Below are 13,682 nucleotides of genomic sequence, written 5' to 3'. Positions count from 1 at the left end.
CTCACCAAGCGCATTAATAGAGTTATTTGTCCGATTTACCGCGGTAGTAATATCTGCGTTAGCTTGCTGCTTTAATTAGCTGATCTTCATTTTCTACAAACTTGGTAAAGGTCACACGCAGACTCACGCGATCAAGAAAATCACGCAATACCAACGGTTTATCATTAGAGGTTAGCTGGGCGGTAAATTTGAGCGCCTCTGTTTGATATAGGCGCGTCGGGAATACATCCGTATTGAGCTTAAGGTGAGAAAGCAAACGGATGTTGTTTTTTGGCGTCACCTTGCCCACCGCTTGCCACGGACCAGGCATAGGATTGTCGATAGAGATGATGTCTAAAGAGGGTTCTTGATACCAGCGCACGTTATCATACGTGCCCCATGCGTAATATTTTTTACCATCAGGACGCACCAATACGACAGGTTGAGAGCTTTGTTCACGATATACCAAAAAGGTAATTTGTTCGATTGTCGAGTCGACGCGAAAACGGTTATCCAACAAAGACATGGCGGACTCATTTGCGGCAAACGCAAAACAACTCCAGATCGCTAAGAGCGCGACCGATAAAGCCCTCAACATAGCTTCTCCTAATGCTGCCAAATACAGTCGCTCACCAGTTCTAGTCTTTTCTGGTGCGCTTCTACTTCATCGGCAGTTGCACGCAAAACCTTTAGCGATTTTCTTCTTTCAAGACGACGAATGCCCTCCGCTTCGCCCTCTTTTTTATTGGCATTGAATTCTAGATTAGTTTGTCCACCCGTCATCAATAGGTAAACGTCCGCTAGAATCTCCGCATCGAGTAATGCCCCGTGGAGGGTACGATGAGAGTTATCGATACCATAGCGCTCACACAATATGTCGAGGTTATTTCGCTTGCCAGGGAAGATTTTCTTCGCCATGGCAAGGGTATCGGTCACCTTACAAAAGTCTTCCGTTTTACCGATGGTTGGATCGAGCATTTCAAACTCGTAATCCATAAAGCCGGTATCGAAGGGCGCATTGTGAGCCACCAGCTCAGCGCCTTTGATGAAGTCTAAAAACTCTTTATGAACACTTGCATATTCAGGTTTGTCGACAAGAAACTCATCCGTAATACCATGAACATTAATCGCATCTGGTTGAATTTCACGATCGGGTTTGAGGTAAACGTGAAAGTGACGACCAGTCAACTTACGGTTGATGATCTCCACGGCACCAATTTCTACAATGCGGTGCCCCATGTAGTGCGGGCCGCCCTCTAAGTTCATACCTGTTGTTTCGGTATCGAGAACGACAATACGATTATGTTCAGAATTGCTGCTGGTATTCATAAGGTTATGTGTGTCAGACTATGCTTTATTAAATGATTCGGCTAATAGTACCAAAAATATGACCAAACACGTTGAGATTTTCACAGACGGATCTTGTTTAGGAAATCCTGGCCCAGGTGGATACGGCATCGTTTTACGTTATAAGCAAACGGAAAAGACACTTGCCAAAGGCTACACGCTTACCACCAATAACCGCATGGAAATGTTAGCCGCCGTTGTTGCGCTGCAAACGCTCAAAGAACCTTGCCAAGTTACTCTCACCACAGATAGCCAATATGTGCGTCAAGGCATCACACAATGGATTCATAACTGGAAGAAACGTGGTTGGAAAACGGCAGATAAGAAGCCAGTAAAAAATGCCGATTTATGGCAAGCGTTAGATAAAGAAACCGCGCGCCACCAAGTCGATTGGCAATGGGTAAAAGGCCACGCAGGCCATCGTGAAAACGAAATCTGTGACGAAATTGCTCGCGCAGCTGCCGAGAACCCAACCGAGGAAGATACTGGTTATCAACCTAGTTAGATCTTAATGCTCGATACAGAACTTAACGTTTAATGTAGGGCTTAAGATTCGCAGAGACCTTACTTAAGGCTCAAGCGCTTTACTTGATGTCTTTCTCGCTGTACTACCCTCTCGATTCATCACTCTTATTGGCGTCAGTTTTTTCTTCATGCGCCAATGCGGCTTAATGGGTTTGAGAGGGTATGTTCTTTTACGAGCAACGATGTAATACAAACTCCCCGCAGGTGATGCCCAATCGCCCAAACTGTTTTCTAGCCATGTCCACATGGTTTTATAACGCGTCATTGGAAACAAGGCGTAACGATCGCAATGAATCACTTGGTAATTTAATACTCCTAACCAGTCTTTAATGCGGTTTGATGTGAACATTCGCCCACTCCACGGCAGGTTATTTTTTCGCCACGGTAATAAACTGGCTAGGCCAGTGAGACTAATGGGGTTGAACCCCGTAAGAATGAGATAGCCATCATCCATCATCACCCGATCAACTTCTCGAAGTAGACGGTGAGGATCACTTGCATAGTCAAGCTGATGTGCGAGCACGACAACATCAAAGCTTTTTTCTAAAAAGGGCAATTCGTAACCATCTGCAATCACATTATGCAACGGGTTCTGGATATCTACGTTAACTTGGTGTTGAATGTTACAACTACAACTGGTTAGCTCACAGCTCAACCCGCCCAATTTAAGCATGTGGTAGCCGAACAGTCTCGGACACCATTCATCTAGTCGGGTTTGGATTGACTCAAGCACCCATGGGCCATTGTTCATTTCTGACCACGTCGATGGGTGTGCCATAGTTTTGTTGCTGAGTGCTGGTTTCATTTACCACCTGCTAATTGGGTGACGGAGAACGAATCGTGTTACAGATCAAAAGCATACCTGCATTTAACGATAATTACATCTGGCTGATACAAAATAGCGATAAGCGTTGTGCCGTTGTCGACCCTGGCGATGCTCAACCGGTATTAGACTATATAGTGGCCCACGAGTTAACTTTAGAGGCAATCTTAATCACACACCACCACAACGATCACATTGGTGGCGTTCCAGATTTAGTTCGCGCTTATCCACATGTAGCGGTCGTCGGGCCAAAAGCGGAACCCATTCCAACACTCACGAATGCGATGGAAGAGGGAGACAAACTCGATCTGTTTGGCGAAATCTTTATGGTGCTAGGGCTGCCTGGCCATACGTTAGGTCACATTGGCTACGTAGGCGATGGAAAACTGTTCTGTGGTGATGTGCTATTCTCAGCGGGCTGCGGACGTGTATTTGAGGGCACACACGAACAGATGTTTGAATCTCTGAGTAAGATCTCTGCATTGCCTGAAGAAACCGAAATTTTCTGCGCTCACGAATACACAGCAAGTAATGTCGCCTTTGCTCTTGCAGTAGAGCCAGACAATGAACACTTACGCCAATACCGAGATGATGTGAATCGCCTACGCGCACTCAACATTCCAACGGTGCCGACAACGCTCCGAAAGGAAAAGTGGATTAATCCATTTTTGCGTACTACAAATCCTGAAATAGTCAAATCCGTGGCGAACCGCATCGAAAATAGCGATCCATGCTCGGTTTTTGCAGCTCTGCGTGAGTGGAAGAACGAATTTTAACCAACTTTTACTTGTATCTTTGTTCCGCACAAGTATTATCTTCAGCTCATTTTTAATAGAAGCGCCTTTGGCGCTTCTATTGCGTTTAGGGCTAATATAAATCTGTTTGCATTTCGCCCTAATGCACATCCGGTGTTTATTCGCCGTTTTAATTTGTTTAGAAATCGATGTCTATTATCTTGCCTACCATACTTTTATATTCGTGGTATTTCTGGCAGATAAACAGGCCCTCAATAGGCTAACCCCATGCGTTTGAAGTACAGTTTGGCGTTGGTATTGTTGCTATCTGGCTGTCAATTGACACAATCAGATACAACCAATTCTCCAACCCAAGAAACCAATAAATCTGAGCAGATTGCAAAGCAAGATAACGCTCAGGCAGACTCCTCTAAGAAGCCGCTTGCTCAAAAAGAAGCAGTGAAAGCGACACCTAAAGTGATTGCGCCTCAGGATCAAGAGGATGTATGGCAACGTATCGCTATGCAATTGGACATGGACATCCCTAACAACAAAAAAATCGACTATTACCGCACATGGTATTTGAAGCATCCGAGCCATCTTCGTACCGTATCTGAACGTGCGCAGCCGTTCTTATACATGATCACCAAGCGTATTGAAGAGCGTGGCCTACCGATGGAGTTAGCACTTCTACCTGTCGTAGAAAGCTCATTTGATGCATTCGCCTATTCTCACGGTAGTGCGGCTGGTCTTTGGCAATTTGTTCCAGGAACCGGAAAAATGATGGGACTTGAACAAAACTACTGGTACGACGGTCGTCGCGATGTGGTTGCGTCTACAGATGCAGCGCTTGATTATCTTCTACAACAAAACAAACGTTTTGATGGCAACTGGGCACATGCTATTGCGGCATACAATAGCGGCGGAGGTCGTGTATCAAGCGCAATTCGTAAGAATAAAAAACTCGGTAAGCCAACGGACTTCTTTTCTTTAGATCTTCCAAAAGAGACCAGCAGCTATGTGCCGAAGTTACTTGCGCTTGCTGACATCGTGGCAAACCAAGAAAAATACGGCATCGACATTCCAGCGATTCCAAATAAACCAGTCCTGACTCAAGTGGATCCAAAAGAGCAGCTTGATCTTGCAATTGCAGCGGATTATGCCGGTATTGGTGTAAAAGAGCTGCAAAGCTACAACCCTGCGTACAACCAATGGTCGACAGCGCCTAATGGCCCTCACCAGCTCCTTATTCCAATTGAGAAAAAAGACCAGTTCCTTGCTCAAGTAAATAAGAACCGTGGTAAAGGGGTAAAAGTCGCACGCTATAAAGTGAAATCGGGCGATTCGCTAAGTCTGTTGGCTCAAAAGTATGGTACGACAACCAAAGTTATTCAGCGCGCAAACGGGCTATCAAACAATAATATTCGCGTTGGTCAGTACTTAGTGATCCCAACGTCAACAAAAGACGATTCTAAATACGCTCTAACCGCGGAGAACCGACTAGAAAAAACACAATCTCAAGCGCGCGGTCAATTTAAGCTTACTCATGTCGTGCAATCTGGTGAGAGCTTGTGGTCTATCGCAAAAGAGAACAAGGTTTCCCATCAGTCTTTGGCTAAATGGAACGGTATGGGGCCAAGAGACACCTTGCGCGTGGGTCAAAAACTGGTGATCTGGAAGAACTCTGACAAAGGCGCGATTATTCGAACTGTGTTCTACAACGTACGCTCAGGCGACACCATCAGCGGTATTGCGAGCAAGTTTAAGGTGAAGGGCAACGACATCGTGAAATGGAACTCTCTTCAAAAGCAGAAGTACCTAAAACCAGGTCAAAAGCTTAAGTTGTATGTTGACGTAACTAAGGTAAGTGTATGAGCCCATCGAGCAACCCGCTTGTCATGCTGTTGGATATTTTCCGATCTCCAACATCTTGCTTCTTGGCGCTCTATCAGCGTGGAGGCTGGGGATGGCAACCTTTCATCTTTTTGATGATAAGCCCATTCCTATTCTGGGGGGCCTATTTCTCGAATGTGGATTTCACTTGGTTAAGTGAGCAACTGGCGGCTCAATTCCAACAGATCGACCCTCAGCAAGTTGAACTGTTAGAGCCAAATACGTTGATGGCAAGTGCGATCATTAATGACGTGTTCAACCGCTTTGCGACTCTGCTGCTTTTGGCGTTGTGGTTCTTCCTTGCAACCAAAGCAAGCAAACAGCAGTACGGTTACTGGAAATGGTTTGCAGCCTCTTCTGCCATCCTGTTCCCGGCAGTTCTAGGCGACATCGCAAGCTACGCGAGCCTACTTCTAAAACACGGTCAAGTAATGACATACGCCGCAGACCTAAACAGTCTAAATGGCTTGTTAAAACTGCCTTTGACCAACGAGTGGTCGCACTTTGCTAGCTCACTACCGCTACTGCTGCCTTGGTACATTGTATTGGGCTATGGCGTGGTTCTAACTTGGACAGAGTTTGAACGCGGACAGGCACTTGTCATTGCGAGCCTACCTTGGATTGCGTTCTACGTAATTTGGGCGTTGTACATCGTTATCGCTTAATACGTTACTCGACTAGCATAGCCAATGCTATTCGTTAATCGTAAACGACACCAATAATGGATTATGATCGGAAGCGTCGCTCTGCGGCGCTTTTGCGTTTTTAAGCGTTAAACCACGATAAAACACATGATCTAACGGTAAACCTGTAATAAATTGAGTCCGATTATCTTGAGCAAACTTAACTTCTTGTAAATCGGCCTTGAGCAATGCTTTCTTCATTGCGGTCACACGCTCTTCACTCCAACTATTAAAGTCTCCTGCAAATAAAATCGGCCCTTTATGCTCATTCAATACTCGCTCCATCGCAGAAATCTGAGATGTGTATTCGTCGGTTCCAACCGTAAAGTTAATGGCATGAATATTTACTACCGCTAGAGTCTCACCATTACTAAGCTGATATTTGCTGTACAACGCTGACTTAGGCAGACGCAACCATGGTTCTTTAGACGTGTAAGCACATGCCAGAATAGGCTCTTGTTTCGCAATACTGATCACTCCAGCACCACTGCCTAACGCTTTAAATGCCGTCACTTGATTACTCACCCAATGACCATCCACCAGCCAATCTTTAAACGTGTCGGTAAGACTCGCCTCTTGCAAAAGAAGTAATTGCTTATTAGCAGAAAATGTATCTAAAGCTGATCGCCAATCATCTCGATTCTGCTTGTAGATATTCCATACCAATATGTTTAGCTCACCATCTTCATCGAGTGCTTTCGGCTGGTTAAAATCCATACAACGAACGTTTTGAGTAATGCTGCTCCCTGTTTGGGTAATAATTTGAGGTTGCTCCGGCACAATAAAAATAAGCTGAAAAGCGAACACCGCCGCTAAGCTAAGAAAAACCACCGCAATAAATAAGCGCTTAAACATAGACCGACCTAAATACAGAACAAAGATAGACTTGAATGAATAAAAAAAGGAGCCACCTCGGACTCCCTTTTAGCTTAATCAATTTTTCACTGTATGTTGTAGTGAAATCTTAATTCTATATAGATGCTCGTTAGATTGCGTCTTCGTCTTCTTCACCAGTACGAATACGCACTACGCGTTCTACATCGGTAACGAAAATCTTACCATCGCCAATTTTTCCAGTTTGAGCTGTATCAACAATGGTATCAACACACTTATCTGCCATGTCTTCAGTCACAACAATTTCTAACTTCACTTTTGGTAGAAAGTCGACCATGTACTCCGCACCACGGTAAAGCTCAGTATGACCTTTTTGGCGACCAAAACCTTTCACTTCAGAGACCGTCATCCCTGTGATACCTACTTCCGCCAATGCTTCTCGAACATCATCCAACTTGAATGGTTTGATAATCGCTTCAATTTTTTTCATGTTCATCCCTTAAGCTTCAATCGTTTGCGCATATTATCGGTTAGCGTGTCACAACATTCAATGCTTGTCGTCACCAAGCGATTCAAAATCCTAACTCTCGACGAGCTTTGTATCTATTTCAGGCTTGCGTAATACGCAGCCAAGTTTGCAATATCGGCATCAGAAAGCAAACTGGCTTGAGCTTGCATAACCGCAGCTAAACCACCTGTGCGCTGACCTTGCTTATACGCATTAATTGAGCTTGCTAGGTATTGCTCGTTCTGCCCTTTTAGATTTGGATAACCAGGGATCACCGCGATACCATCCGCGCCATGGCAAGCAGAACACACTGCAGCTTTCGCTTCTCCTGCTCCTGCATCTCCAGCAGCCAGTGCTTGCCCACTCAACATGGTTAGCACCACCATTGCGCCCATGATTATTTTCTTCATTGCTTCACCTAATCGCTTTTATTTAAGTAACTGTTTTTATGCCCGACATTGTGGCATGAATTACAATGACTTACGCCAGACAAGTTCACAATCTTTGCCACTAAACGCTTGATCTACAAACAACCCTGCCACGGCGACTACCTGATCCTGATACATTAAAATAGGGGTCTGCCTGCGTAACCAACTAGGGACATTGTATTCTTGAAATAGCTTTTTTAACTTACGGCTGTGATTGCGTGTACTTGGACGCGCCGATAGCCCTTCAGGATTGAAGGTAATTCTGAGCAATTCTGGTTTAGAAGGTAATGCAATATTGGCCTCACTAGATGTCGAGCATAGCGTTAACTCCCCCAACCGTTCGGGAAGTACAACAGGTAAATCCGTTTGAATAGTGCTTTGCCACATAGCGACATCTGCGGTTTCTGTCACCCAATATAGACGTTTTTGAAAGCGGCGCACTTCGCCCTGCTTAAGTTGTAGCTTTGGGTTCGCATCTTGTTGTGCCAATGCGACTTCATTCCAAATCAAGTTTAACTGCGCCTGAGTTGGCATATTGGTATTTAGCTTTGCTAGCCACATCCGAATCAATCTAGCTCGAGCAAGCTGACTATGGGTCTCTAGAGCATCAATACTCAGGCTTAAATCGTTTAGTAATGCATACTCAAAAGCGGTGTTGAGCAATTCATCAAGCAGCGATTCTTGCTCGGCACATAAGGTCGCACTGCGCTGCACCGACTGATGAATACTCGGCCAACGTTGTGAAAGTTCAGGAACCACTCGATGACGCAGAAAATTTCGGTCATAGCGTGTATCTTGATTACTTTCGTCTTCGACCCATTCAAGGCCAAGTTGATGTGCTACCGCTTCTATTTGCTCACGCTTAACGCACAATAATGGCCTAACGATCTGCCCTCCTGAAAAAGCCATACTTTCAGCCATGGAAGACAGCCCCTTTGGTCCACTGCCACGTTTCAATGCCAACAAAAACGTTTCAATTTGATCATCTGCATGTTGGCCTGTTAAAAGTAAATCACCCGTATTTATGTACTTAGCGAGCGCTTGATAACGAGCCTCACGCGCAAGAAGTTCAACACTTTCTCCGGAGGAAAGATCAAGACTGACATACTCCACTGAGCAAGAGATGCCCGCATCTTCTGCCCATAAAAGACATTTGCTCGCCCAACCATCTGCATTAGCGCTTAATCCGTGATGTACATACACCGCATGGCACGCAATAGATTGGGCCTGTTGGTATCGACGAAGTAACTCAAGTAATAAACGAGAATCTACGCCACCACTGAATGCTAATACTATCTTGGGCGTCGATGGTAATGTCGTATTAGGCTGGTAATATCTGTCCAGTACACTAGCAAAGTGTTGATATAGCGATTCCATAAGCGATCCAATAGGTACAAAAAAGGGCTGACATTAAGCCAACCCTTTCTATTTTATCTGTTATCTTGCGAGAGTTCAGCTAACGCTTCGCTATAACTCGATTTAGCAGTAACCTATGTTCAACAATAACCTATGTTTAACAATAACCATAGTTCATTAGTCGTTGATAACGGCGCTCAAGAAGCGTCTCTTGATCAAGCTGTTCCAAATCTTCAAGCTGACGAAGCAGATTCGCTTTCATATTTGCAGCCATCTGAGCGTGATCACGGTGGGCGCCGCCAAGTGGCTCTTCGATGATTTCGTCGATCAGTTCAAGCTCTTTAAGGCGAGGTGCCGTTAGACCCATAGCCTCTGCTGCTTGAGGAGCTTTATCCGAATCACGCCATAGGATAGATGCACAACCCTCTGGTGAGATCACTGAGTATGTTGAGTACTGAAGCATGTTCACATAATCACCCACACCAATGGCTAATGCACCACCTGAACCGCCCTCACCAACAACGTTACAGATCACTGGCACTTTAAGACCAGACATCACTTTAAGGTTCTTTGCGATGGCTTCAGATTGGCCGCGCTCTTCCGCGCCAACACCAGGGTATGCGCCAGCAGTGTCGATGAATGTGATAATTGGCATATTGAAACGTTCCGCCATTTGCATCAAACGCAACGCCTTGCGGTACCCCTCAGGTTTAGGCATACCAAAGTTACGCTTCACTTTTTCTTTGGTTTCTCGCCCTTTTTGGTGACCGATGATCATCACAGGACGACCGTCTAGGCGTGCAATACCGCCAACAATCGCTTTATCATCTGCGAATGCACGGTCACCCGCCAGTTCATCAAACTCATCAAACGCATGCTTAATGTAGTCCAAAGTGTATGGACGTAAAGGGTGACGAGCCAGTTGAGCTGTTTCCCATGCACCTAAATCACTGAAGATTTTTTTCTTAAGTTCTAGGCTTTTCTTCTCAAGCTGTTCGATTTCTTTATCAAGGTCAATTGCAGAATCACCACCATGACGAGAAACGTCACGTAATGCTTCAATTTTCGCTTCTAGCTCTGCAATTGGCTTTTCAAATTCAAGAAAGTTTAGGCTCATCTATGAATCCTTTTTTACTCAGCGTCTAACGTATTACGCTGAATTTTTAGTTAAATTCGAGTTCTACCTGGTCTTTGCCAAGTAACTGTTTTAAATCGTCTAGCAATGTATCACTCGGCGTCACACGCCACTCGGTGCCCAATGTTAACCGCGCTCTGGCGTCGGCACGCTGGTAGTATACATTGACTGGAACGGTTCCGGCTTTATGAGGTTCCAAAATACGGGAAAATTCGGAAAAGAATTTATCGTTAATCTGGTTGGCATCAATCGATACCGATAAACCTCGTGCATATTTTTCACGTGCACTACCCAGATCCATAACTTCACGCGCCGACATTTTAAGGCCACCGTTGAAGTCATCAAAGCTGACCTGTCCGGAAACCACTAAAATTTTATCTTTTTCGAGAAGTTCTGCATATCTATCGAGCGCATCTGAGAACAACATCACTTCCATTCGGCCGCTTCGGTCATCTAAAGTCATCAGACCGATTCGCGTACCGCGCTTGGTTGTCATCACTCGTGCAGCAATAACTAAGCCAGCAATAGTCACTGATTGATCGCGACGTGTCGGCGTCGCGTCTTTAAGTCGACAGCTGACGTACTTGTTGAGTTCCTTGATATAGGCGTTAACTGGGTGCCCCGTCAAATACAAACCTAACGTCTCACGCTCTCCCTCTAGCCATACTTTTTCTGGCCAAGGTGGAACTTGAGTGTATTTATGCTCAACTTCTTCTGGAGCATCGGTTAATACACCAAACATATCAGCTTGACCAAAGGCCTCCGCTTGGTGGTGTTGGCTCGCCGACTTGACGGCGTCATTCAATGATGCCATCAATGCTGCACGATGCGGGCCTAATCGATCAAGTGCTCCCGCGTAAATCAATTTCTCAATAACACGTTTATTGACTTTTTTAAGGTCAATTCGTGCACAAAAATCAAACAAGTCTTTAAAGTGACCGCCTTTCTCTCGTGCCGCTAAAATCGCATCAATAGGCCCTTCACCGACACCTTTAATCGCGCCAATACCGTAGACAATCGCGCCATTTTCATCCACGTTAAAGCGGTATAAACCTGAGTTGATATCTGGCGGTAATACGGTGAGTTTCATGCGCAGGCATTCATCAACCAGACCGACTACTTTTTCAGTGTTATCCATATCGGCGGTCATTACCGCTGCCATAAACTCGGCAGGATAATGCATCTTAAGCCAAAGGGTTTGATAAGAAACCAGTGCATATGCGGCTGAGTGCGATTTGTTAAAGCCGTAACCCGCGAACTTCTCTACCAAGTCGAAGATTTTCATCGCCAACTCGCCATCGACGCCATTGGCAATCGCGCCATCTTCGAACGTCGCACGCTGCTTCGCCATTTCTTCTGGCTTTTTCTTACCCATCGCACGACGAAGCATGTCCGCACCACCAAGCGTGTAGCCAGACAGTACCTGCGCGATCTGCATAACCTGTTCTTGATACAGGATGATGCCATAAGTTGGGTCTAAAATTTCTTTAAGCGACTCGTGTTGCCACTTTTCATCTGGGTATGAGATTGCCTCTCGACCATGTTTACGGTCGATAAAGTTATCAACCATGCCCGATTGCAGCGGTCCTGGACGGAAAAGTGCCACCAGTGCGATGATATCTTCGAAACAGTCTGGCTGAAGACGCTTGATCAGCTCTTTCATGCCGCGAGATTCAAGCTGGAATACCGCGGTAGTTTCCGAGTTTTGCAGTAAACGGAATGACGCCGCATCATCCAATGGAATCGATTCGATACGAACGGGGGCTTTGCCCTCTTTCTCTAAGCGCGGGTTAATTAACCCAAGTGCCCAGTCGATGATGGTCAGTGTACGCAGTCCCAAGAAGTCGAACTTAACTAAGCCGGCTGTTTCTACGTCGTTCTTATCGAACTGAGTAACAGGGAAGTGCCCTTCCGAGTCCGCATAAATTGGCGCAAAGTCTGTGATCGTGGTTGGTGAGATTACAACACCACCCGCATGCTTACCGGCATTTCGCGTACAACCCTCAAGGATGCGGCACTTATCGATAAGCTCTTTCACTTCTTCGTCAGCTTCATACAGCTCAGGCAACGCTGGCTCTGCCTTGAACGCTTTCTCCAGGGTCATGCCCGGGTCTGGCGGGATCAATTTGGAAATGCGATCAACAAAACCAAATGGGTGACCAAGAACACGACCAACATCGCGAATAACCGCTTTTGCCGCCATGGTACCGAACGTGATGATCTGAGATACCGCATCACGACCGTACATTTCCGCAACGTGATCAATCACTTGATCGCGCTTATCCATACAGAAATCGACATCGAAATCGGGCATAGATACACGTTCAGGGTTCAAGAAACGTTCGAATAGCAAATCATATTCGAGTGGGTCAAGATCCGTAATTTTTAGCGCGTATGCCACCAATGAACCTGCACCAGAACCTCGACCAGGACCAACTGGAATCGCATTATCTTTCGACCACTGGATGAACTCCATTACGATCAAGAAGTAACCTGGGAATCCCATTTGGTTGATTACGTCGAGCTCAATTTGCAAACGCTCATCATATTCTGGACGTCGTTTCAGACGTTCTTGTTCATCTGGGAATAGAAATTCAAGACGGTCTTCCAATCCCTCGCGAGATTTCATGACCAAAAACTCGGTCTCTTTCATCCCCTCTGTAGGGAAAGCCGGCAGGAAGTATTCGCCAAGACGCACTGTCACGTTACAACGCTTTGCGATTTCAACACTGTTTTCTAGCGCTTCAGGGATGTCAGCAAACAGCTCACACATCTCTTCTTCACTACGTAAATACTGTTGCGTACTGTAATTCTTGGGACGACGAGGGTCTTCTAAAGTATAGCCATCATGAATGGCAACTCGTATTTCATGGGCATCAAACAAGTCTTCGCTGATGAATACCACTTCATTCGTCGCAACAACAGGTAGATCTTCCTGCTCCGCCAATTCCACCGCAAAATGTAAGTAGGTTTCTTCGTCTGGTCGGCCAGTACGAATTAACTCTAAGTAAAAACGATCCGCAAAGTGCTGCTTGTAAAACTCAACACAACTTTCAACAAGCTTTCGGTTGCCTTTTAGTAACGCTTTACCCAGCTCACCACTTTTTCCGCCGGAAAGAACAATCAAACCCTCAGAAAGCTCAGCAAGCCATGCTTTATCAATAACTGGTTGATGTTGAACATGACCACGGAGATAAGCTTTAGAAATCAACAACGTTAGGTTTTTATAACCAGTGTTGTTTGCTGCTAATACCGTTAATTGTGTCAGGGGTTCTGAGCTTAGGGTGTTAACTTGCCTCGATGGTGAGGATGTTCAAAGCAAGCCGGATAACGTTTTTGATTCCCTTCCAACTGTCAGCATATAGCGGACTGCCTCGCAGAGATAAGGCATTGAAGCCATAGCCCATAGATTGCAAATCTATCTGATTTAAAGAAAA

At 45.5% G+C, this 13,682-nt stretch carries 11 protein-coding genes and 2 pseudogenes; 4 read left to right on the top strand and 9 right to left on the bottom strand.

Features of this window, described 5'->3' with window-relative positions; all coding sequences use genetic code 11:
• Positions 1–64: 64 nt before the first annotated feature.
• Positions 65–577, bottom strand: a pseudogene (locus KHN78_RS05450) (TIGR03503 family protein); the annotation flags it as partial.
• Between the two features lie 8 nt (positions 578–585).
• Entirely contained in the window at positions 586–1,308 is a 723-nt protein-coding gene (gene dnaQ, locus KHN78_RS05445) for a DNA polymerase III subunit epsilon (protein WP_211916154.1), read from the bottom strand.
• A gap of 58 nt (positions 1,309–1,366) precedes the next feature.
• On the opposite strand from dnaQ, the gene rnhA reads away from it, so the two are divergent.
• Entirely contained in the window at positions 1,367–1,831 is a 465-nt protein-coding gene (gene rnhA, locus KHN78_RS05440) for a ribonuclease HI (protein WP_128810395.1), read from the top strand.
• 63 nt (positions 1,832–1,894) lie between these two features.
• Here the strand turns inward: rnhA and KHN78_RS05435 are convergent, their stop codons facing one another.
• A complete protein-coding gene (locus KHN78_RS05435; RefSeq protein ID WP_211916153.1) occupies positions 1,895–2,656 on the bottom strand; it encodes a class I SAM-dependent methyltransferase in 762 nt (253 codons plus the stop codon).
• Between the two features lie 35 nt (positions 2,657–2,691).
• On the opposite strand from KHN78_RS05435, the gene gloB reads away from it, so the two are divergent.
• The 3 genes from gloB to KHN78_RS05420 all read left to right on the top strand — a co-directional run bounded on the left by gloB (position 2,692) and on the right by KHN78_RS05420 (position 5,966).
• Positions 2,692–3,450 (top strand): hydroxyacylglutathione hydrolase, encoded by a 759-nt coding sequence (gene gloB, locus KHN78_RS05430; protein ID WP_211916152.1) that lies wholly within the window; start codon positions 2,692–2,694, stop codon positions 3,448–3,450.
• A 246-nt stretch (positions 3,451–3,696) separates the two neighbouring features.
• Positions 3,697–5,283 (top strand): LysM peptidoglycan-binding domain-containing protein, encoded by a 1,587-nt coding sequence (locus KHN78_RS05425; protein WP_211916151.1) that lies wholly within the window; start codon positions 3,697–3,699, stop codon positions 5,281–5,283.
• A complete protein-coding gene (locus KHN78_RS05420) occupies positions 5,280–5,966 on the top strand; it encodes a YIP1 family protein (protein ID WP_211916150.1) in 687 nt (228 codons plus the stop codon). Before KHN78_RS05425 ends, KHN78_RS05420 begins: the two co-directional genes overlap by 4 nt.
• Before the next feature lie 27 nt (positions 5,967–5,993).
• On the opposite strand, the gene KHN78_RS05415 is transcribed toward KHN78_RS05420, so the two are convergent.
• The 6 genes and pseudogenes from KHN78_RS05415 to dnaE all read right to left on the bottom strand — a co-directional run.
• On the bottom strand, positions 5,994–6,839 hold the full coding sequence (locus KHN78_RS05415; RefSeq protein ID WP_211916149.1) for an endonuclease/exonuclease/phosphatase family protein: 846 nt from the start codon (positions 6,837–6,839) through the stop codon (positions 5,994–5,996).
• Positions 6,840–6,969: 130 nt separating this feature from the next.
• Positions 6,970–7,308 carry a nitrogen regulatory protein P-II gene (glnB, locus tag KHN78_RS05410; RefSeq protein ID WP_164837151.1) on the bottom strand — a complete coding sequence of 113 codons (339 nt, stop codon included), beginning with the start codon at positions 7,306–7,308 and terminating at the stop codon, positions 6,970–6,972.
• Positions 7,309–7,421: 113 nt separating this feature from the next.
• A complete protein-coding gene (locus KHN78_RS05405) occupies positions 7,422–7,736 on the bottom strand; it encodes a c-type cytochrome (protein WP_128810389.1) in 315 nt (104 codons plus the stop codon).
• 60 nt (positions 7,737–7,796) lie between these two features.
• Entirely contained in the window at positions 7,797–9,131 is a 1,335-nt protein-coding gene (gene tilS / locus KHN78_RS05400) for a tRNA lysidine(34) synthetase TilS (protein WP_211916148.1), read from the bottom strand.
• 136 nt (positions 9,132–9,267) lie between these two features.
• On the bottom strand, positions 9,268–10,227 hold the full coding sequence (gene accA, locus KHN78_RS05395; protein WP_211916147.1) for an acetyl-CoA carboxylase carboxyl transferase subunit alpha: 960 nt from the start codon (positions 10,225–10,227) through the stop codon (positions 9,268–9,270).
• Positions 10,228–10,273: 46 nt separating this feature from the next.
• Positions 10,274–13,522, bottom strand: a pseudogene (gene dnaE / locus KHN78_RS05390) (DNA polymerase III subunit alpha); the annotation flags it as partial.
• Between the last annotated feature and the right edge of the window lie 160 nt (positions 13,523–13,682).

It is taken from the genome of Vibrio sp. B1REV9, assembly GCF_905175395.2.
GTDB lineage: Bacteria > Pseudomonadota > Gammaproteobacteria > Enterobacterales > Vibrionaceae > Vibrio > Vibrio alfacsensis.
This window is presented reverse-complemented; position numbering and strand designations above follow the sequence as displayed.

Excerpts from the sequence above, each read along its gene's own strand:
- glnB (WP_164837151.1), bottom strand. The coding sequence starts at position 7,308 with ATGAAAAAAATTGAAGCGATTATCAAACCATTCAAGTTGGATGATGTT.
- rnhA (WP_128810395.1), top strand. The coding sequence starts at position 1,367 with ATGACCAAACACGTTGAGATTTTCACAGACGGATCTTGTTTAGGAAAT.
- tilS (WP_211916148.1), bottom strand. The coding sequence starts at position 9,131 with ATGGAATCGCTATATCAACACTTTGCTAGTGTACTGGACAGATATTAC.
- dnaQ (WP_211916154.1), bottom strand. The coding sequence starts at position 1,308 with ATGAATACCAGCAGCAATTCTGAACATAATCGTATTGTCGTTCTCGAT.
- KHN78_RS05425 (WP_211916151.1), top strand. The coding sequence starts at position 3,697 with ATGCGTTTGAAGTACAGTTTGGCGTTGGTATTGTTGCTATCTGGCTGT.
- KHN78_RS05415 (WP_211916149.1), bottom strand. The coding sequence starts at position 6,839 with ATGTTTAAGCGCTTATTTATTGCGGTGGTTTTTCTTAGCTTAGCGGCG.
- KHN78_RS05420 (WP_211916150.1), top strand. The coding sequence starts at position 5,280 with ATGAGCCCATCGAGCAACCCGCTTGTCATGCTGTTGGATATTTTCCGA.
- KHN78_RS05435 (WP_211916153.1), bottom strand. The coding sequence starts at position 2,656 with ATGAAACCAGCACTCAGCAACAAAACTATGGCACACCCATCGACGTGG.
- KHN78_RS05405 (WP_128810389.1), bottom strand. The coding sequence starts at position 7,736 with ATGAAGAAAATAATCATGGGCGCAATGGTGGTGCTAACCATGTTGAGT.
- accA (WP_211916147.1), bottom strand. The coding sequence starts at position 10,227 with ATGAGCCTAAACTTTCTTGAATTTGAAAAGCCAATTGCAGAGCTAGAA.